We start from the raw sequence: 17,882 nt of genomic DNA, 5'->3' as shown, positions 1-17,882 counted from the left end.
CGCATTTTCGCGTCAAAAGATTGAATGGCTCGGGGTAGGGACGTGGCAGTAGATCGCGCACAGTTAATCGGTGATGTTCGCAGCAATCTGGCGGGCTTGCGTCACGGCAATCTGGGGATTCCCCTGCTGCTGCTGGTCATGCTCGGCATGGTCATGCTGCCGATCCCACCCTTCCTGCTGGACGTGTTGTTCACCTTCAGCATCGCGCTGTCGATCGTGGTGTTGCTGGTCAGTATCTACGCGCTGCGCCCGCTGGACTTCGCGGTTTTCCCGACCATTCTGCTGGCCGCCACGCTGCTGCGTCTGGCGCTGAACGTCGCTTCAACGCGGGTGGTGCTGCTCAACGGGCATGAGGGGCACGGCGCTGCTGGCCAGGTGATCCAGGCCTTTGGCGAGGTGGTGATTGGCGGCAACTACGTGGTCGGTATCGTGGTCTTCGCCATCCTCATGATCATCAACTTCGTGGTGGTCACCAAGGGTGCCGGGCGTATTTCCGAAGTCAGCGCGCGTTTTACCCTGGATGCCATGCCCGGCAAGCAGATGGCTATCGATGCCGACCTCAATGCCGGCCTGATCGATCAGGTCGAGGCCAAGAAGCGCCGCAGCGAAGTGGCTCAGGAGGCCGATTTCTACGGCTCCATGGACGGTGCCAGCAAGTTCGTTCGCGGTGACGCCATCGCCGGTCTGCTGATCCTGTTCATCAACCTCATCGGCGGTATCGCCATCGGCGTGCTGCAGCACAGCCTGGCCTTCTCCGATGCGGGCAAGGTCTACACCCTGCTGACCATCGGTGACGGTCTGGTAGCGCAGATTCCCTCCCTGTTGCTGTCCACGGCGGCAGCGGTGATGGTGACCCGCGTATCCACCTCCGAGGACATGGGCGCGCAGGTCAATCGGCAGATGTTCGCCTCGCCCCGTGCGCTGGCCGTGGCGGCGGCGATCATGATCGCCATGGGCCTGGTGCCGGGCATGCCGCACTTTTCCTTCATCGGCCTGGGCCTGATCGCTGCGGGTGGCGCGTACTGGATCGCCCATCGCCAGCGCAAGATCAAGGAAGAAGAGGTCAAGGAAGTCCAGCGTCAACAGGAGCTGCTGCCGGCGCAGAAGGCTCAGGAGGTCAAGGAGCTGGGCTGGGATGACGTGACTCCGGTGGATATGGTCGGCCTGGAAGTGGGGTATCGGCTGATCCCGCTGGTCGATCGCAACCAGGGTGGCCAGCTGCTGGCGCGGATCAAGGGGGTGCGCAAGAAGCTCTCGCAGGAAATGGGTTTCCTCATGCCTTCGGTGCATATCCGCGACAACCTCGATCTGGCGCCCAATGCCTATCGTTTGACGCTGATGGGCGTCAGTGTCGCCGAGGCCGAGGTCTATCCGGATCGTGAGCTGGCGATCAACCCCGGTCAGGTGTTCGGTCCGCTCAATGGTATCGCCGCCAAGGATCCGGCGTTCGGCCTGGAAGCGGTATGGATCGATCCCAGTCAGCGCGATCAGGCGCAATCGTTGGGCTACACCGTGGTCGATGCCAGTACCGTGGTCGCCACTCACCTCAATCAGATCCTGCACAAGCACGCCCATGAGCTGCTGGGGCACGAGGAAGTGCAGCAACTGCTGCAGTTGCTGGCCAAGAGCTCGCCCAAGCTGGCCGAGGAGCTGGTGCCGGGACTGGTGTCGCTGTCGACCTTGCTCAAGGTATTGCAGGCGTTGCTGCAGGAGCAGGTGCCGGTGCGCGACATCCGTACCATTGCCGAGGCGATCGCCAACGTCGCGCCAAAGAGTCAAGATCCCGCCGCCATGGTCGCTGCCGTTCGCGTTTCGCTGGCCCGCGCCATCGTGCAAAGCGTTGTGGGACTAGAGCCGGAGCTGCCTGTGATCACCCTTGAGCCAAGGTTGGAACAGATATTGCTGAACAGTCTTCAGAAGGCCGGTCAGGGCAGTGAGGATGGCATCCTCCTCGAACCTGGCATGGCCGAGAAGCTGCAGCGTTCCCTGGTGGAAGCGGCGCAGCGCCAGGAAATGCTCGGCAAACCGGTGATTCTGCTGGTGGCCGGACCGGTCCGGGCGATGCTCTCGCGCTTCGCGCGGCTGGCGGTGCCCAGCATGCATGTGCTGGCGTACCAGGAAATTCCGGACAACAAGCAGGTCACCATAGTCGCTACGGTTGGCCAGAACTGAGGTAAAGGGTCATGCAGGTCAAACGCTTCTTCGCCGCCGATATGCGGACCGCCATGAAACTGGTGCGTGACGAGTTGGGTGCTGACGCCTCGATCATCGGCAATCGCCGTGTCGCCGGTGGCGTCGAGTTGACTGCTGCGCTGGACTACCAGGCGCCGGCACCGGTGCGTGCGAACCCCGCGCTGGAGGCCGAGTTGCGCAAGACCCAGGCGCGTATTGCCAACGCCCAGGCCGAGCTGACCACGCGTGCCGAACAGGATGGCGGCAAGGATCGTCAACTGTTCGCCAACGAATCGCTGCTGGCACCCGAGCTGCTGGCAACGCCGGTCAAACCGCAGCGCCCGGTCGAAGCCGCAGCGCCTGCCACGCCCGCAGTCGATCCAAGGGCGCTGGATGCCATGCGTTTCGAACTGCACGGCCTGCGCGAGCTGATCGAGGTGCAACTGGGCTCCATCGCCTGGGGGCAACTGCAAACTCGCCGTCCGCAACAGGCCAATCTGTGGCGTCGTCTGCAGCGCATGGGCTTGTCCGCCGAACTGTCGCAGGCGCTGCTGAGCAAGGTGGCTGGCGTTGCCGAGCCGCGTCAGGCCTGGCGCATGCTGCTGGCGCATCTGGCGCATGCGATCAAGACGCCCAAGGTCGAGCCACTGGAGGAGGGCGGTGTCATCGCTCTGGTCGGCCCGGCTGGCATGGGCAAAACCACCACGCTGGCCAAGCTGGCTGCACGCTACGTGCTTAAGTACGGCTCGCAACAGGTCGCTCTGGTCAGTATGGACAGCTTCCGCATCGGTGCGCAGGAGCAACTCAAGACCCTCGGGCGTATCCTCGGTGTGTCGGTGACCCAGGTCGATCCGGGGCAGTCTCTGCTGCAATCCCTGGCGCCGCTAGCCAAGAAACGCGTGGTGCTGGTCGATACCGCCGGCTTGCCGGGCAACGATCCCGCCTTGCGCCTGCAACTGGAAAGTCTGGCTTCGGCGCGCATCAAGGCAAAAAATTATCTGGTACTGGCTGCAACAAGTCAGAGCCAAGTGCTCAAGGCGGCCTACCATAGTTACAAGCGTTGTGGCCTTTCAGGCTGCATACTGACGAAACTGGACGAGGCCGCGAGCCTGGGCGAGGTTTTAGGCCTGGCTATAGGCCAGCAACTGCCGGTAGCCTATGTGACAGACGGACCGCGGATTCCGGACAATCTGCAGGTGCCGCGCAGCCATCAGCTGGTGAGCCGGGCAGTAGGTTTGCAGGCCGCCGAGGAGCCAAGTGAAGATGCCATGGCGCAGATGTTCGCCGGCCTCTATCACAACCCGACGCAGCGAGCCGGCTGAAGCGGCGATAATGTTGCACCCTCTCGCGCAGGTTGTGTGGGAGTGAACGGCCTGACGGCCAAGTCGAAGTTAGACAAGGTGTAAAGAGAACATGGGTATGCATCCCGTACAGGTGATTGCGGTGACTGGCGGCAAGGGTGGCGTCGGTAAGACCAACGTGTCGGTCAATCTGTCCATGGCCCTGGCCGATCTCGGTCGCCGGGTAATGCTGATGGACGCCGACCTTGGTCTGGCCAACGTCGACGTTCTGTTGGGGTTGACGCCCAAGCGCACGCTGGCCGATGTGATCGCCGGCGAGTGCGATCTGCGTGACGTGCTGCTGCAAGGGCCGGGCGGTGTCCGCATCGTGCCGGCAGCGTCCGGTACGCAGAGTATGGTCAGCCTGACGCCAATGCAGCACGCCGGCTTGATCCAGGCGTTCAGCGATATCAGCGAGAATCTCGACGTGCTGGTGATCGATACTGCGGCTGGTATCGGCGACGCGGTAGTGAGCTTCGTTCGCGCCGCGCAGGAAATCCTCGTGGTGGTGTGCGACGAGCCCACTTCGATCACCGACGCCTACGCACTGATCAAGCTGCTCAACCGTGATCACGGCATCAGTCGCTTTCGCGTGTTGGCCAACATGGCCCACAGTCCGCAGGAAGGTCGCAATCTCTTTGCTAAGCTGACCAAGGTGACGGATCGCTTCCTCGATGTTGCTCTGCAGTATGTCGGTGCCGTGCCCTATGACGAGTGCGTGCGCAAAGCCGTACAGAAGCAGCGTGCTGTGTATGAAGCCTTCCCTCGCTCCAAGTGCGCTCTGGCGTTCAAGGCGATAGCTCAGAAGGTTGACACCTGGCCGCTGCCGGCCAATCCCCGTGGCCATCTGGAGTTTTTCGTCGAGCGTCTGGTGCAGCAACCGACTGCAGACTCGGCCGTATGACAGCAGCCTCTGGACTTCGTATGTACAACAAGGCTCAGGCGCAGGATTCCCAGCATCAGCTGATCGAGCGCTACGCGCCTCTGGTCAAGCGTATCGCCTACCACCTGCTGGCCCGCTTGCCGGCCAGCGTGCAGGTCGACGACCTGATTCAGGCCGGCATGATCGGCCTGCTCGAAGCCTCGCGCAAATACGACTCCAGCAAGGGTGCCAGCTTTGAAACGTTCGCCGGTATTCGCATTCGCGGCTCCATGCTCGACGAGGTGCGCAAGGGTGACTGGGCGCCTCGTTCGGTACACCGCAACAGCCGGATGGTCAGCGATGCGATTCGCGCCGTAGAGGCGAGAACCGGACGTGACGCTAAAGATCACGAGGTTGCGGCCGAACTCCAATTGAGTCTGGAGGATTACTACGGCATTCTTGGCGACACTTTGGGCAGCCGCCTGTTCAGCTTCGACGACCTGGTGCAGGACGGCGAGCACGGCGGGTTGCACGAAGACGCCGGGCACACCCACCTCGAACCTTCGCGGGACCTCGAAGACGAACGTTTCCAGACGGCTTTGGCCAATGCCATTGCCGGTTTGCCGGAGCGTGAACGCCTCGTGCTGGCGCTGTATTACGATGAAGAACTGAACTTGAAAGAAATCGGTGAAGTGCTGGGGGTTAGCGAGTCACGTGTGAGCCAGTTGCACAGCCAATGCGCAGCGCGTCTGCGTTCACGGTTGAGCGAATGGCGCGCTGGCTGAAGGCGACGTACTCGCAGGCGGAAGCGGTTTCACGATTAAAGGACGTAGTTGCAAGCGCAATACGTTTGGGACTGTACGGAGGTCGACTTGGACAAGAACATGAAAATCCTCATCGTTGACGATTTCTCGACGATGCGACGGATCATCAAGAACCTCTTGCGGGATTTGGGTTTCACCAACACCGCGGAAGCCGATGACGGCACCTCGGCGCTGCCGATGCTGCAGAGCGGCAGCTTCGACTTTCTGGTGACCGACTGGAACATGCCGGGCATGACCGGTATCGACCTGCTGCGTGCCGTGCGTGCCGATGAGCGCCTCAAGCACCTGCCAGTGCTGATGGTGACCGCTGAAGCCAAGCGCGATCAGATCATCGAGGCGGCTCAGGCCGGCGTGAATGGTTATGTGGTCAAACCCTTCACTGCCCAGGTGCTGAAGGAAAAGATCGAGAAGATCTTCGAGCGGGTCAACGGCTGATGTCAGCCGCGAGGGTGCTATGGAACACGATGATTCCACGATGGGCGATCTTGAGTCGTCCCTGAAAACCAATGCCCGTGAGCTGGTTGATAGCCTCGAAAAAGGTAACTTCGGCAACGCGGTGCAACTGATCAACGAGCTCAACAAGGTTCGTGATCGAGGTCTTTATCATGAGGTCGGCAAACTGACCCGTGAGCTGCACAACGCTATTGTCAATTTTCAGCTCGACCCGCGCATGCCGCATGCTCAGGAGCTGTCGCAGATCGCCGACGCGACCGAGCGCCTCAACTACGTCGTAACCATGACCGAGAAGGCTGCCAACCGGACCATGGATCTGGTCGAGCAGAGCGCGCCGCTGGTCAATGACCTGAGCGACGAGGCGCAGAGCCTGGGCGTCGAATGGGGTCGCTTCATGCGCCGTGAAATCGGTGCCGATGGTTTCCGTGAACTGGCCAAGCGCGTCGAGCTGTTTCTCGCCCGTAGCGAACGAGATGGCGCCAAGCTGTCCGGCCACCTCAACGACATTCTGCTGGCGCAGGATTACCAGGACCTTACCGGTCAGGTGATCAAGCGTGTCACCCAACTGGTGACCGAAGTGGAAAGCAACCTGCTCAAGCTGATGCTCATGGCCAGCCAGGTCGACCGTTTTGCCGGTATTCAGCACGATCACGAAGAGCTGCGCACCGAACAGGAAAAATTAAAAGAGCCATCGCGGGGTGAAGGTCCGCAGATTCATGCCGATAAGCGTGATGACGTCGCCTCCAGCCAGGACGATGTAGATGACCTGCTGTCCAGCCTAGGGTTCTAAGGAGCACACAATATGAGCTTCGGCGCCGATGAAGAGATCCTCCAGGATTTTCTGGTAGAGGCCGGCGAGATTCTCGAACAGTTGTCCGAACAATTAGTCGAGCTGGAAAGCCGACCGGATGACATGAACCTGCTCAACGCCATCTTCCGCGGTTTCCATACCGTGAAGGGCGGAGCGGGTTTCCTCCAGCTCAACGAGCTGGTTGAATGCTGCCATATCGCCGAAAACGTCTTCGACATCCTGCGCAAGGGTGAGCGTCGCGTCGACTCGGAACTGATGGATGTGGTGCTCGAGGCTCTTGATGCTGTCAATGGCATGTTCGGCGAGGTGCGTGAGCGCCGCGAGCCGACGCCTGCCACGCCGGAGCTGCTGGCCGCACTGGCGCGCCTGGCTGAACCGGCAGGTGCCGAGCCGGCGCCTGCGCCGGTGCAGCAGGCCGAGCCGGAACCAGAGCCCGCGTCCGTTGCCGCGCCTGTCGCGTCTGGCGACATCACCGATAGCGAATTCGAGCAACTGCTCGACGCGCTGGGTGAGGCCCCGGCGACCAATGCGAGCCCTGAACCCAGTGCTGGTGGCGACGAGATCACCGACGACGAGTTCGAATCGCTGCTCGATCAGCTACATGGCAAGGGGCAGTTCGCCGGCACGGTCGAGCCCCCTGTCGCTGCGCCAGTGGCCTCGGCTCCGGCAGCCGCGCCGGCAGGCGATGACATCACCGACGACGAGTTCGAAGCGCTGCTCGACCAGTTGCATGGCAAAGGTCAGTTCTCCGCTGCGGCCGAAGCGGCAGCGCCGGTCGCTGCTGTTGCCGCCGCGCCAGCTCCGGCCGGCGACGAGATCACCGACGACGAATTCGAATCCTTGCTCGATCAGTTGCACGGCAAGGGCAAGTTCGTGCCGCCCAGCGAGCCGACGCCTGCGCCTGCAGCCGCTGAAAAACCGCTTGCCACACCCAAGGCCGCTGCGCCGGCAGCCAAGCCTGCTGCAGCCAAGTCTGAGCCCGCACCTGCGCCTGCCCGTGCTCCTGCCGCTGCGGCTCCGGCCGCTGACAAGGCACCTGCCGCGAGCGAAGCGGAAACCACCGTACGGGTCGATACCGCACGTCTCGACGAAATCATGAACATGGTCGGCGAGCTGGTGCTGGTGCGTAACCGTCTGGTGCGCCTGGGGCTCAATAGCGGCGACGAAGCCATGTCCAAGGCGGTGTCGAACCTCGATGTGGTCACGGCGGATCTGCAGACCTCGGTGATGAAGACCCGCATGCAGCCGATCAAGAAGGTCTTCGGCCGCTTCCCGCGCCTGGTCCGCGATCTGGCGCGTAACCTGAAGAAGGAAATCAACCTCGAGCTGGTGGGCGAGGAGACCGATCTCGACAAGAACCTAGTCGAGGCGCTGGCCGACCCGCTAGTGCACTTGGTGCGCAACGCCGTCGACCACGGCGTGGAAACCCCCGAAGAACGCGAGAAGGCTGGCAAGGCCCGCGCAGGCCGCGTGGTGCTGTCCGCCGAGCAGGAAGGCGACCATATCCTGTTGTCGATTACCGATGACGGCAAAGGTATGGATGCCGACGTGCTGCGAGCCAAGGCGGTGGAGAAAGGCCTGCTGGACAAGGACGCAGCCGATCGTCTCAACGAGTTCGAATGCTACAACCTGATCTTCGCCCCGGGTTTCTCGACCAAGACCGAGATTTCCGACGTGTCCGGCCGTGGCGTGGGCATGGACGTGGTCAAGACCAAGATCACCCAGCTCAACGGCACGGTGAACGTGTTCTCGCAGAAGGGCCAGGGTTCGAAGATCATCATCAAGGTGCCGCTGACCCTGGCGATCATGCCGACGCTGATGGTGATGCTGGAAAATCAGGCCTTCGCCTTCCCGCTGGTCAACGTCAACGAGATCTTCCACCTAGATCTGTCGCGCACCAACGTGGTCGACGGTCAGGAGGTGGTGATCGTGCGCGACAAGGCGTTGCCGCTGTTCTATCTCAAGCGCTGGCTGGTGCCGCAGGCCTTCCACGAAGGGCAGCGCGAAGGTCACGTGGTGATTCTCACCGTTGGCAGCCAACGCATCGGTTTTGTCGTCGATCAATTGGTCGGGCAGGAAGAAGTGGTAATCAAGCCACTGGGCAAGATGCTGCAAGGCACGCCCGGAATGTCTGGCGCCACGATCACCGGCGACGGACGCATCGCGTTGATTCTCGACGTACCGAGCATGCTCAAGCGCTACGCTCGACGTTTCTGATGTTTTGCGGCGCGGGCCATGGCTTCGCGCCGTCTAGGAGAGTGTATGGCTGTTAAGGTTCTGGTGGTGGACGACTCCGGTTTCTTCCGCCGGCGCGTTTCGGAAATTCTGTCTGCTGACCCCAGCATTCAGGTCGTGGGCACGGCCACCAACGGGCGCGAGGCCATCGATCAGGCGCTGGCACTCAAGCCAGACGTGATCACCATGGATTACGAGATGCCGATGATGGACGGCATCACCGCAGTACGAAACATCATGCAGCGTTGCCCGACTCCGGTCTTGATGTTCTCCTCGCTCACCCATGAAGGTGCCCGCGTTACGCTCGATGCGCTGGATGCCGGTGCGGTGGATTTCCTGCCGAAGAACTTCGAAGACATCTCGCGCAATCCCGAGAAGGTCAAGCAGATGCTGTGCGAGAAGGTCCACAGCATCGCCCGCAGCAATCGTCGTTTCAGCTCCGCTGCAGTGGCGCCGACCGCAGCCAGCCCGAGTGCGGCGCCGACTAGTCGTCCAGCCGTTTCGACGCGGCCGGTTGCTCCGGCGCCCACCGCTGCTGCACGTCCGGCGGTCTCGGCCGGTGGCGCAGCTCCTGTATCGTCAGCGCCCAAGCGCAAGGCCTACAAGTTGGTGGCCATCGGCACCTCCACGGGCGGTCCGGTGGCGCTGCAGCGCGTGTTGACTCAGTTGCCGGGCAATTTCCCGGCGCCACTGGTGCTGATCCAGCATATGCCCGCCGCGTTTACCAAGGCCTTCGCCGAGCGCCTGGACAAGCTGTGCCGCATTCAGGTCAAGGAGGCCGAGGACGGCGATGTCCTGCGTCCCGGGCTCGCGCTGCTGGCGCCTGGCGGCAAGCAGATGATGGTCGACGCGCGTGGCGTGGTGAAGATTCTGCCCGGTGACGAGCGTCTCAACTACAAACCCTGCGTTGATATCACCTTTGGCTCTGCCGCCAAATCCTACGGCGACAAGGTTCTTGCCGTGGTGCTGACCGGTATGGGCGCCGATGGCCGCGAGGGTGCGCGCCTGCTCAAGCAGGGGGGCAGTCAGGTATGGGCGCAGGATGAAGCCAGTTGCGTGATCTATGGCATGCCCATGGCGGTGGTCAAGGCCAACCTGGCCGATGCGGTTTACGGTCTGGATGACATCGGTCGGCACCTGACCGAGGCGTGCCAGTGACCAAGGCTAAGTGTGGAACCTGCGCATGGATGTATTGAGCCTAATCGGCGTCATCCTGGCGTTCGTTGCCATTCTGGGTGGCAATTACCTTGAAGGGGGCAACGCCGGGGCGCTGCTCAACGGCCCGGCGGCGCTGATCGTCATTGGCGGTACGCTGGGCGCCGCTTTTCTCCAGGCGCCGATGCAGGTGTTCAAGCGCGCCATGGGGATTGTGCGCTGGATCTTCTTCCCGCCACGCATCGATCTGGTGGGCGGCATCAATCGCGTGGTCGGTTGGAGCATGGTGGCGCGCAAGGAGGGCCTGCTGGGTCTGGAGGCAGTGGCTGATGCCGAGCCCGATCCGTACGCGCGCAAGGGCTTGCAGTTGCTGGTCGACGGCGCCGAGCCTGAGTCCATTCGCAGCATCCTCGAGGTCGATCTCTACACCCAGGAGGCGCGCGATATCCAGGCGGCCAAGGTGTTTGAGAGCATGGGCGGCTACGCTCCGACCATCGGTATCATTGGCGCGGTAATGGGCCTGATTCACGTGATGGGCAATCTGGCCGACCCGAGCATGCTCGGTAGCGGTATTGCCGTGGCCTTCGTCGCCACCATCTACGGCGTCGGTTTCGCCAACCTGCTGCTGTTGCCGGCGGGCAACAAGCTCAAGTCCATCGCGCTGCGCCAGTCGCGTTATCGCGAGATGCTTCTCGAAGGCATCCTGTCCATCGCCGAGGGTGAAAACCCACGTTCCATCGAGCTGAAGCTGCAAGGCTTCATGGACTGATGGAGGTATGGCATGGCGCGCAGGCGGCATCATGAGGAACACGAGAATCACGAGCGTTGGCTGGTTTCCTACGCCGACTTCATCACCTTGTTGTTCGCCTTCTTCGTGGTGATGTATTCGATCTCCTCGATCAACGAAGGCAAGTACAAGATTCTCTCGGAGTCTCTGACCGGTGTATTCAATCAGCCTGATCGCTCGATCAAGCCGATTCCCGTTGGTGAGGAGCGACCTCGCACCAGTGAGCCCGACAACACCGCGCTCGACGATCCCAGTTCGGATTCCACCTTGCAAAACATTGCCTCCAGTGTGCGAGAGGCATTTGGTGAGTTGATCCAGAGCGATCAGCTGACCGTGCGTGGCAACGAGATGTGGATCGAAATCGAGCTGAGCTCCAGCCTGCTGTTTCCCAGCGGCGATGCGATCCCGAACAATCAGGCATTCGATATTATCGAGAAGGTCGCCAAGATTCTGGCGCCTTATCAGAACCCGGTTAAGGTCGAGGGATTTACCGACAATCTACCGATCCAGACTGCCCAGTATCCAACCAACTGGGAGCTGTCTTCGGCGCGTGCGTCGAGCATCGTGCGCATGCTCGCCATGGATGGTGTCGACCCCTCACGTCTGGCGGCCGTAGGCTATGGTGAGTTCCAGCCGGTAGCCGACAATGCCACAGCGGAGGGCAGGGGGCGAAACCGCCGCGTGGTATTGGTGATTTCGCGCAATCTCGACACGCGACGTAGCGCTGGCAGTGCCGCGACTCAGCAGTCGGGAGCTGGCACGCAACCTGCACCGGCGTCTGCGTCGGGGGTTCCACAGTCGTGAGCCGTCAAATCCCAGTCGCCTGCTGCGTGCGTGCGACAGCCATTCTCGGCCTGAGCGCCTCTTGCCGGGAGGATGAGAGAAGATGAAAGTCTGGGCAGTAGCCAATCAGAAAGGTGGGGTCGGCAAGACCACTACCTCCATCGCCCTGGCAGGCCTGTTGGCCGATGCCGGCAAGCGTGTGGTCGTGGTCGATCTTGACCCGCATGGGTCGATGACCAGTTATTTCGGTCATGATCCCGATACGCTGGAGCACAGTTGCTTCGACTTGTTCCTGCACCAGGGCAACGTGCCGCAGGGCCTGCCCAAGCAGCTGTTGCACGGTACCAGCCACGAGAATATCTCCCTGTTGCCGTCGAGCACGGCGCTGGCCACGCTCGAACGTCAGTCGCCGGGGCAGAGCGGCCTGGGCCTGGTGATTGCCAAGAGCCTGGCGCAGCTGTGGGAGGATTTCGATCACGCCATCATCGATAGCCCGCCACTGCTTGGCGTACTGATGGTCAATGCCTTGGCGGCCAGTCAGCAACTGGTGATCCCGGTGCAGACCGAGTTCCTCGCGGTGAAGGGGCTGGAACGCATGATCACCACGCTGGCGATGATCAATCGCTCGCGCAAGCAGGCCTTGCCTTACACCATCGTACCGACGTTGTTCGACCGTCGTACCCAGGCGTCCATGAGCACGCTGCGGGTGCTGCGCAATTCCTATCCTGAACACCTGTGGCCGGCTTACATTCCGGTCGACACGCGCTTGCGCGATGCCAGTCGGGCGGGGCGCACGCCTTCGCAGTTCGATGCCGGCAGCCGTGGCGTGATTGCCTACAGGGCGCTGCTCAAGCACCTGCTCAGCCATCAGCCTGCGACGCAGGTGGCCTGAAATGCGCGTCTGTGTTGAACTGCGTCACTCAAGTCGGAGCATGCTGCGGCCGATAGGCTGTAAAGATCTTATCCCGGGTTTCAGTCATGAGTCGTAACCTCGCCACTGCCACGCGTTCCCAGCTCGCCCTGCAGTCCTATCTCGATGGTCTGCTGCAGGATGCCGCTGCTGAACTGGAAATGTCCGTCAGTCTCGACGAGTTCGAGGCCGCAGTGCTCGAGGAGCAGGTGCGTGATGCCAGGCTGCTCGAACCCGTAGCGCCTGTTGTGGCCCCGGTTGCTCCGGTTGCCCTGGCCACGGTGCTCGAGTCGCAGGCGCCGGTGCTGGTTGCTCCAGTGGAGTTGCTGGCACCGGTACAGGCGCCTGTCGTCGAACAGGCGCCGCCGGAGGTCGCCACGGCCGCTGAACAGGCGCCGCAACCAGCCGCCTTGCTGGCCGATGGTCGTCCGGCGTGGGCCGAGGAGCCCTTCGAGTGCCTGTTGTTCGACGTTGCCGGGCTGACCCTTGCCGTGCCACTGATCTGCCTGGGTTCGATCTATCCGCTCGAAGGCCAGGAATTGACTCCGCTGTTCGGTCAGCCGGAGTGGTTCCTCGGTATTCTGCCGAGCCAGGCCGGTAACCTGAAGGTGCTGGACACGGCGCGCTGGGTGATGCCGGACCGTTACCGCGAAGACTTCCGCGAGGGCCTGCAGTACGTGATCTCGGTTCAGGGCTACGAGTGGGGGTTGGCGGTTCATCAGGTCAGCCGCTCGATCCGCCTCGACCCGAGCGAGGTCAAATGGCGCAGTCAGCGAGCGCAGCGCCCCTGGTTGGCCGGCACGGTGATCGAACATATGTGCGCGTTGCTGGACGTGGAGGCGCTGGCCGAACTGATCGCCAGTGGTGGCGCGAAACGCCTGAATGGCGGAAAAGTGCATTGAGAATTGGTGAGCCTGTGCCAACCGGCTCTATAGTTAATGATAAGCGGGTCGACCCGCGCATGCCGCACTGAGCGGTTTTTGACGAGGCTAGGGACATGAAGAAAAGTTCTGCACAAGGTGCCGAAGATCCGATTCTGCAGTGGGTGACCTTTCGCCTGGACAACGAGACCTACGGCATCAACGTGATGCAGGTACAGGAAGTACTGCGCTACACCGAGATTGCTCCAGTGCCGGGTGCGCCGAGCTATGTGCTGGGCATCATCAACCTGCGCGGCAACGTGGTCACCGTGATCGATACCCGTCAGCGTTTTGGCCTGGGTTCGGCGCCGGTTACCGACAACACCCGCATCGTCATCATCGAGGCAGACAAGCAGGTGGTGGGCATCCTGGTCGATAGCGTGGCTGAAGTGGTGTACCTGCGTCAGTCCGAGATCGAGACGGCGCCGAACGTTGGTAACGACGAGTCGGCCAAGTTCATCCAGGGCGTGTGCAACAAGAATGGCGAACTGCTGATCCTGGTCGAGCTGGACAAGATGATGTCCGAGGAAGAGTGGTCGGAGCTGGAGAGCATCTGAGCCATGTCCGAGTTTGCCATGCTTGCCGCGGCCCTGGCCTTCGTGGCGCTGCTATGCGTGGCATTGGGCATCGCCTGCAATGGCCTGTATCGCAACCAGCAGCGTCTGCTGGCTGAGCAGGCCAAGCGCGACACCGTGCGCGACGCGCGGATCAAGGAGCTGAACAAGCGGCTGGATGCTTACCTGACCGGCAGCATTCGCATGGGTGAAGAGCTGCATGAGCTGCGCCGAGTGGTGGCGCCGCTACCGGACAAGGTCAGCCAGATCGAGCAGCGCGACCCCAGCAGTCTGTCCTTCACTCAGGCCGCTCGCCTGGTAGGCATGGGGGCCAGCGTCGATGATCTCACCCAGTCCTGCGGCCTGAGTACGGCCGAGGCTGAGCTGATCAGCCGGCTGCACAAGCCCAAAGCGGGGCAGTCGCGCTAGCGGCCCGGCCCTGACGCTCTGTCGAGCACCTCGTCAGGGCCCCTGAGTCACCGATCGTCCGCCTGGCCGATCATTGCCGGGCTTTTGCCCTGCGCTGTCGAATCCGTGAAATTCTGCAATGGTCGCCCGTGCCGCGGGCAGTTCAGTGCATCTGTCGCTTCTGGCAGGCGCTACGCCAGGGCCTGGCGAGCGACTGATACTCAGTGGGGCGGGCCCTTGAGCAATGGCAGCGGCGGGGTGACGTCGCGCTCGGCATCCGCCGTAAAGCCGGGCGGTGTCTTGCCCTGGAGGTACCAGGCGAAGGCGATGATTTCGGCAATGCAGCGATACAGTGATTCTGGAATCGCATTACCGAGTTCCAGGCGCGCGAGCAGGCGTACCAGTTCGGCGTTCTCGTAGATCGGGACTTCGTATTCACGGGCAATGGCGAGAATGGCTTCAGCCAGTTCGTCATCGCCTTTGGCGCTGAGTACAGGGGCACTCTGCCCATCGTAATTGAGGGCGATGGCTTGGCGAGCCTGGGGTTGCTGCTGCTTGCGGCTCATGCGGTTTCATCCACCCAGCGTTGCTCCAGCGAGGTTTTCGGCCCCTGTGGAGGCATGCCCTGGCTGCAGGCCAGCTCGCCCACTTCCAGGCCTGCGGCCTGCAGACGCTCACGCAGGTTGCCCAGTTCGGCGCTGATCAGCGATGCCGTGTCGGCACGCTCGGCCCAGAGCTGGCTGGACAGGCTGCCGCGCAGCAGCTGCGCACGAACCTGCAGCGGGCCAAGGTGAGCGAGGTCGAAGGCCAGATCGATCCGCCATAGTGGTTCCTTGGTTTCGTTCTTCTCGCCTTTGGCGTTCTGCTCCTCGCGCTGCAGCTTGATCTGCAGCGGAATCACCTCCTGCTGGTGGCGCATCGGCAGTTCCAGCTGCCAGGTGGTCAACTGGTTGCCGTTGGCGTCTACCTGAGTCTGCGCCAGGCTGGACAATTGATGGGTCTGCAGCCTTGATATGGCAGAAGCAGCGAGCTTGAGCAGGGTTTCCAGGTCGGCTTCGCCATCCATGTTCTGCAGCAGCCGCGAGGGCAGGGGGAAGGTCAGGGCCTGCTGGCGGGCCGTGCCGTTGGCATTGACGCCGAGCAGTTGCCTGGCCAGGTTCGGCAGGTTCTGATTGAGCGCGTTCTGCAGCCCGGCCAGGGAGCCAGCGCCGCCAGGTAGCTGCGGGGCCAGTTGTGCGATCAGGCGTAGCAGGTTGGCCTTGAGGTCCTGCGCCAGGCCGCTGGTCTGGCCTTGCAGCAGCTTGGCCTCCAATAGCAGGCCGCTGCCCTCGAGTGCCTGCGCCAGACCCTTGGCGGTACTGAGTTGGCTGCTGTCGGGCAGGGCGCCGAGTAGCTTGTCGACACTACCGCGCAGCGCCTCGTCAGCACCAGCCAACCCTTGCAGGCCTTTGAAGAGGCCTTCCAGCGAGGCCTGGCGGTTCTGCTGAGCGGCCAGCTGTTGACCTAGAACCAGCTGGTCCAGGCGGCCACTGAGCGGCAGAAACGCCAGGCTCTGGCTGCCTTGCACCTGGGCGCTGAGCAGGCTGCCGAGCGGCAGGTTCAAGGGGCTGTCGATGGCCAGTTTGTTGCCCGCCAGCGGTGTGTTGAGCAGGTTGACCACCAGGCGATAGATCGTCTGCGCGTTCTGCGCGTTCTGCGCATTTGGCGTGGGCATTGGGGCGTTGCTGACGACCTTGCCCTGCACCAGCGTGCCGGGTGGCAGTTGCTGCAGGTCAAGCTGGGTCACGGCCTTGTCGCTACCTGGTTGCAGCAGTACGCTCAGGCGCGTATCGGAAAGGGCGGTCACGGTCAGGGCCGTGCCTTGGGCCAGCGGCCTCGAACTGTCGGCCTGCACGGTGGCCTGGCGGCCGCCTTCCAGGGTTAGCTTGAGCAGCAACTGAAAGCTCTGCGCCTGCTCGCGCACGGCTATCACTTCGGCCTTGGCGCTTTCGCCGGCGGCCAGCATACCTTCCAGCGGTTGCAGCAGGCGCACGGCCATATCGGCGGCCGTCGCCGTGTTACGGATGACAGGAGCCGCAGGGGGGAGCGGGCGTGGACTGCTGATTTCGCTCATGGGCTTTGGTGAGGCTCCGTCCTGTGCTGGTGCCGTAGGGCTGCGCCTGGTGCGGTGGTTTCGACTGCTGGCGCGCATGGCCCAGCCTACGCGATTCACACCCTGTCGAAAATGCTGACTGCGGGGACAGCGGCGCGCCATGTATAATGCCGCCCCGCTGCGCATAGTACCTCCGGCACGCGTCAGTATAGCGGCCGGAGCACCGTCGACTTTAACCCTGCCAGGTATCGATGACCCGTCCCGTTCCCCTTCTAGAAGCCGTGGCGCTCAGCTGTGAGCGGGATTGGCGCATGCTCTTCGAGCAACTGGCCTTTCGTCTCGATGGCGGTGACATGCTGCAGATCAGCGGGCCCAACGGTAGTGGCAAGACCAGTCTGCTGCGGCTGGTCGCCGGCCTGCGCCAGCCGACCTCCGGTGACATCCTGTTGCAGGGCAAGACCTTGTCCGAGCAACGCGGCGAACTGGCGCGCAACCTGCTGTGGATTGGTCATGCCGCTGGCATCAAGGGCTTGCTGACTGCCGAAGAGAACCTGGCCTGGCTCTGCGCGCTGCATCGCCCGGCCAGCCGCGAGGCGATCTGGCAGGCGCTGGAGGCAGTCGGCCTGCGTGGTTTCGAGGACGTCCCCTGTCATACCTTGTCGGCCGGCCAGCAGCGTCGTGTGGCCCTGGCGCGTCTGTACCTTGCCGATACACCGCCGTTGTGGGTGCTCGATGAGCCCTTCACTGCACTGGACAAGGGCGGTGTGGCGCAGCTCGAAGCGCATCTGGCCGCCCATTGCGAGCGCGGCGGCGTGGTGGTGCTGACCACCCACCACAGCCTGCAGCACAAGCCGGCGACTTATCGCGATCTGGATCTGGGGCAGTACGCCGCATGAGCAATGTCTTCACTCAGCTGTTGTCGCGCGAGATGCGCCTGTTGGCGCGCCGTCCATCCGATCTGGCCAACCCCCTGGTGTTCTTCGCCATCGTCATCGCCCTGTTTCCGCTGGCGGTGGGGCCGGAGACGCAATTGTTGCAAACCCTTTCTCCCGGCCTGGTCTGGGTGGCGGCGCTTTTGGCCGTGCTGCTCTCGCTGGACGGGCTTTTCCGCAGTGATTTCGAAGATGGCTCGCTCGAACAGTGGGTCCTTTCGTCGCACCCCCTGCCTCTTCTGGTGTTGGCCAAGGTGCTGGCACACTGGCTGTTCAGTGGTCTGGCGCTGGTTTTGCTGGCGCCTTTGCTAGCGCTGATGCTCGGTTTGCCCGGGCGTTGCCTGCCAGTGCTGCTGATATCCCTGCTGCTCGGCACTCCGGTGCTGAGCCTGCTCGGTGCGGTGGGCGCGGCGCTCACCGTCGGTCTCAAGCGCGGCGGTCTGCTGCTGGCGCTGCTGATTCTGCCGCTGTACATCCCGGTGCTGATTCTTGGCAGCGGGGCGTTGCAGGCGGCCCTGCAAGGATTGCCGGCGACCGGTCATCTGTTATGGCTGGCCAGCCTCACTGCTTTGGCGGTGACCCTGACACCTTTTGCGATTGCCGCCGGTCTGACCATCAGCGTCGGCGAATAACAACGAACCGTG

18 protein-coding genes are annotated in these 17,882 nt (G+C 62.6%); 16 read left to right on the top strand and 2 right to left on the bottom strand.

All coding sequences use genetic code 11. The features are described 5' to 3' along the window. Positions 1-42 precede the first annotated feature (42 nt). The 14 genes from flhA to PCLY_RS19650 all read left to right on the top strand — a co-directional run bounded on the left by flhA (position 43) and on the right by PCLY_RS19650 (position 14,235). On the top strand, positions 43-2,172 hold the full coding sequence (gene flhA / locus PCLY_RS19715; protein WP_394326858.1) for a flagellar biosynthesis protein FlhA: 2,130 nt from the start codon (positions 43-45) through the stop codon (positions 2,170-2,172). Positions 2,173-2,183: 11 nt separating this feature from the next. After that, the gene (flhF, locus tag PCLY_RS19710) at positions 2,184-3,494 is read left to right on the top strand and encodes a flagellar biosynthesis protein FlhF (RefSeq protein ID WP_061241366.1); all 1,311 of its coding nucleotides are present in this window, start codon (positions 2,184-2,186) and stop codon (positions 3,492-3,494) included. A gap of 91 nt (positions 3,495-3,585) precedes the next feature. Then, a complete protein-coding gene (gene fleN / locus PCLY_RS19705) occupies positions 3,586-4,416 on the top strand; it encodes a flagellar synthesis regulator FleN (protein WP_162843938.1) in 831 nt (276 codons plus the stop codon). Then, the gene (fliA, locus tag PCLY_RS19700; RefSeq protein WP_061241364.1) at positions 4,413-5,159 is read left to right on the top strand and encodes an RNA polymerase sigma factor FliA; all 747 of its coding nucleotides are present in this window, start codon (positions 4,413-4,415) and stop codon (positions 5,157-5,159) included. The genes fleN and fliA overlap by 4 nt, the downstream gene beginning before the upstream one ends. Positions 5,160-5,258: 99 nt before the next feature. Beyond that, positions 5,259-5,633, top strand: coding sequence for a chemotaxis response regulator CheY (locus PCLY_RS19695; RefSeq protein WP_169968482.1), 375 nt, complete (start codon positions 5,259-5,261; stop codon positions 5,631-5,633). A gap of 19 nt (positions 5,634-5,652) precedes the next feature. Then, the gene (locus PCLY_RS19690) at positions 5,653-6,441 is read left to right on the top strand and encodes a protein phosphatase CheZ (protein WP_061241362.1); all 789 of its coding nucleotides are present in this window, start codon (positions 5,653-5,655) and stop codon (positions 6,439-6,441) included. 12 nt (positions 6,442-6,453) lie between these two features. Continuing rightward, entirely contained in the window at positions 6,454-8,679 is a 2,226-nt protein-coding gene (locus PCLY_RS19685) for a chemotaxis protein CheA (RefSeq protein ID WP_061241360.1), read from the top strand. 45 nt (positions 8,680-8,724) lie between these two features. Further along, positions 8,725-9,855 (top strand): protein-glutamate methylesterase/protein-glutamine glutaminase, encoded by a 1,131-nt coding sequence (locus PCLY_RS19680; protein ID WP_061241358.1) that lies wholly within the window; start codon positions 8,725-8,727, stop codon positions 9,853-9,855. Between the two features lie 25 nt (positions 9,856-9,880). After that, positions 9,881-10,621, top strand: coding sequence for a flagellar motor protein (locus PCLY_RS19675; RefSeq protein WP_061241355.1), 741 nt, complete (start codon positions 9,881-9,883; stop codon positions 10,619-10,621). 12 nt (positions 10,622-10,633) lie between these two features. Beyond that, entirely contained in the window at positions 10,634-11,443 is an 810-nt protein-coding gene (gene motD / locus PCLY_RS19670) for a flagellar motor protein MotD (protein WP_061241353.1), read from the top strand. Between the two features lie 82 nt (positions 11,444-11,525). Next, positions 11,526-12,314: a ParA family protein gene (locus PCLY_RS19665; RefSeq protein WP_061241351.1), complete on the top strand. Its 789-nt coding sequence runs from the start codon at positions 11,526-11,528 to the stop codon at positions 12,312-12,314. A gap of 86 nt (positions 12,315-12,400) precedes the next feature. Then, positions 12,401-13,234, top strand: coding sequence for a CheW domain-containing protein (locus PCLY_RS19660; protein ID WP_061241349.1), 834 nt, complete (start codon positions 12,401-12,403; stop codon positions 13,232-13,234). Between the two features lie 95 nt (positions 13,235-13,329). Continuing rightward, positions 13,330-13,809, top strand: a complete 480-nt coding sequence (locus tag PCLY_RS19655; protein WP_003243242.1) for a chemotaxis protein CheW — start codon at positions 13,330-13,332, stop codon at positions 13,807-13,809. Between the two features lie 3 nt (positions 13,810-13,812). Then, positions 13,813-14,235 carry a DUF2802 domain-containing protein gene (locus tag PCLY_RS19650; protein ID WP_061241347.1) on the top strand — a complete coding sequence of 141 codons (423 nt, stop codon included), beginning with the start codon at positions 13,813-13,815 and terminating at the stop codon, positions 14,233-14,235. Between the two features lie 200 nt (positions 14,236-14,435). Here PCLY_RS19650 and PCLY_RS19645 read toward each other — a convergent pair whose 3' ends face one another. Both PCLY_RS19645 and fliK read right to left on the bottom strand, forming a co-directional pair. Continuing rightward, positions 14,436-14,780, bottom strand: coding sequence for an EscU/YscU/HrcU family type III secretion system export apparatus switch protein (locus PCLY_RS19645; RefSeq protein WP_061241346.1), 345 nt, complete (start codon positions 14,778-14,780; stop codon positions 14,436-14,438). Then, entirely contained in the window at positions 14,777-16,327 is a 1,551-nt protein-coding gene (gene fliK, locus PCLY_RS19640; RefSeq protein WP_061241343.1) for a flagellar hook-length control protein FliK, read from the bottom strand. Before fliK ends, PCLY_RS19645 begins: the two co-directional genes overlap by 4 nt. 230 nt (positions 16,328-16,557) lie before the next feature. Between fliK and ccmA the strand changes: the two genes are divergently transcribed. Together ccmA and ccmB are read left to right on the top strand one after the other, a co-directional pair. Further along, entirely contained in the window at positions 16,558-17,202 is a 645-nt protein-coding gene (gene ccmA, locus PCLY_RS19635; RefSeq protein ID WP_082768113.1) for a cytochrome c biogenesis heme-transporting ATPase CcmA, read from the top strand. Then, positions 17,199-17,870, top strand: a complete 672-nt coding sequence (gene ccmB, locus PCLY_RS19630) for a heme exporter protein CcmB (protein WP_037002833.1) — start codon at positions 17,199-17,201, stop codon at positions 17,868-17,870. The genes ccmA and ccmB overlap by 4 nt, the downstream gene beginning before the upstream one ends. Positions 17,871-17,882 lie beyond the last annotated feature (12 nt).

Origin of the sequence: Ectopseudomonas composti, assembly GCF_001567565.1 — a bacterium.
Taxonomy (GTDB): domain Bacteria; phylum Pseudomonadota; class Gammaproteobacteria; order Pseudomonadales; family Pseudomonadaceae; genus Aquipseudomonas; species Aquipseudomonas composti_A.
Note: the sequence above shows the minus strand (reverse complement) of the source record. Positions and strands in the feature narration are given on the sequence as shown.

Coding starts and splice junctions, on each gene's coding strand:
- flhF (WP_061241366.1), top strand. CDS start 2,184: ATGCAGGTCAAACGCTTCTTCGCCGCCGATATGCGGACCGCCATGAAA.
- fleN (WP_162843938.1), top strand. CDS start 3,586: ATGGGTATGCATCCCGTACAGGTGATTGCGGTGACTGGCGGCAAGGGT.
- fliA (WP_061241364.1), top strand. CDS start 4,413: ATGACAGCAGCCTCTGGACTTCGTATGTACAACAAGGCTCAGGCGCAG.
- PCLY_RS19695 (WP_169968482.1), top strand. CDS start 5,259: ATGAAAATCCTCATCGTTGACGATTTCTCGACGATGCGACGGATCATC.
- PCLY_RS19690 (WP_061241362.1), top strand. CDS start 5,653: ATGGAACACGATGATTCCACGATGGGCGATCTTGAGTCGTCCCTGAAA.
- PCLY_RS19685 (WP_061241360.1), top strand. CDS start 6,454: ATGAGCTTCGGCGCCGATGAAGAGATCCTCCAGGATTTTCTGGTAGAG.
- PCLY_RS19680 (WP_061241358.1), top strand. CDS start 8,725: ATGGCTGTTAAGGTTCTGGTGGTGGACGACTCCGGTTTCTTCCGCCGG.
- PCLY_RS19675 (WP_061241355.1), top strand. CDS start 9,881: ATGGATGTATTGAGCCTAATCGGCGTCATCCTGGCGTTCGTTGCCATT.
- motD (WP_061241353.1), top strand. CDS start 10,634: ATGGCGCGCAGGCGGCATCATGAGGAACACGAGAATCACGAGCGTTGG.
- PCLY_RS19665 (WP_061241351.1), top strand. CDS start 11,526: ATGAAAGTCTGGGCAGTAGCCAATCAGAAAGGTGGGGTCGGCAAGACC.
- PCLY_RS19660 (WP_061241349.1), top strand. CDS start 12,401: ATGAGTCGTAACCTCGCCACTGCCACGCGTTCCCAGCTCGCCCTGCAG.
- PCLY_RS19655 (WP_003243242.1), top strand. CDS start 13,330: ATGAAGAAAAGTTCTGCACAAGGTGCCGAAGATCCGATTCTGCAGTGG.
- PCLY_RS19650 (WP_061241347.1), top strand. CDS start 13,813: ATGTCCGAGTTTGCCATGCTTGCCGCGGCCCTGGCCTTCGTGGCGCTG.
- PCLY_RS19645 (WP_061241346.1), bottom strand. CDS start 14,780: ATGAGCCGCAAGCAGCAGCAACCCCAGGCTCGCCAAGCCATCGCCCTC.
- fliK (WP_061241343.1), bottom strand. CDS start 16,327: ATGAGCGAAATCAGCAGTCCACGCCCGCTCCCCCCTGCGGCTCCTGTC.
- ccmA (WP_082768113.1), top strand. CDS start 16,558: ATGACCCGTCCCGTTCCCCTTCTAGAAGCCGTGGCGCTCAGCTGTGAG.
- ccmB (WP_037002833.1), top strand. CDS start 17,199: ATGAGCAATGTCTTCACTCAGCTGTTGTCGCGCGAGATGCGCCTGTTG.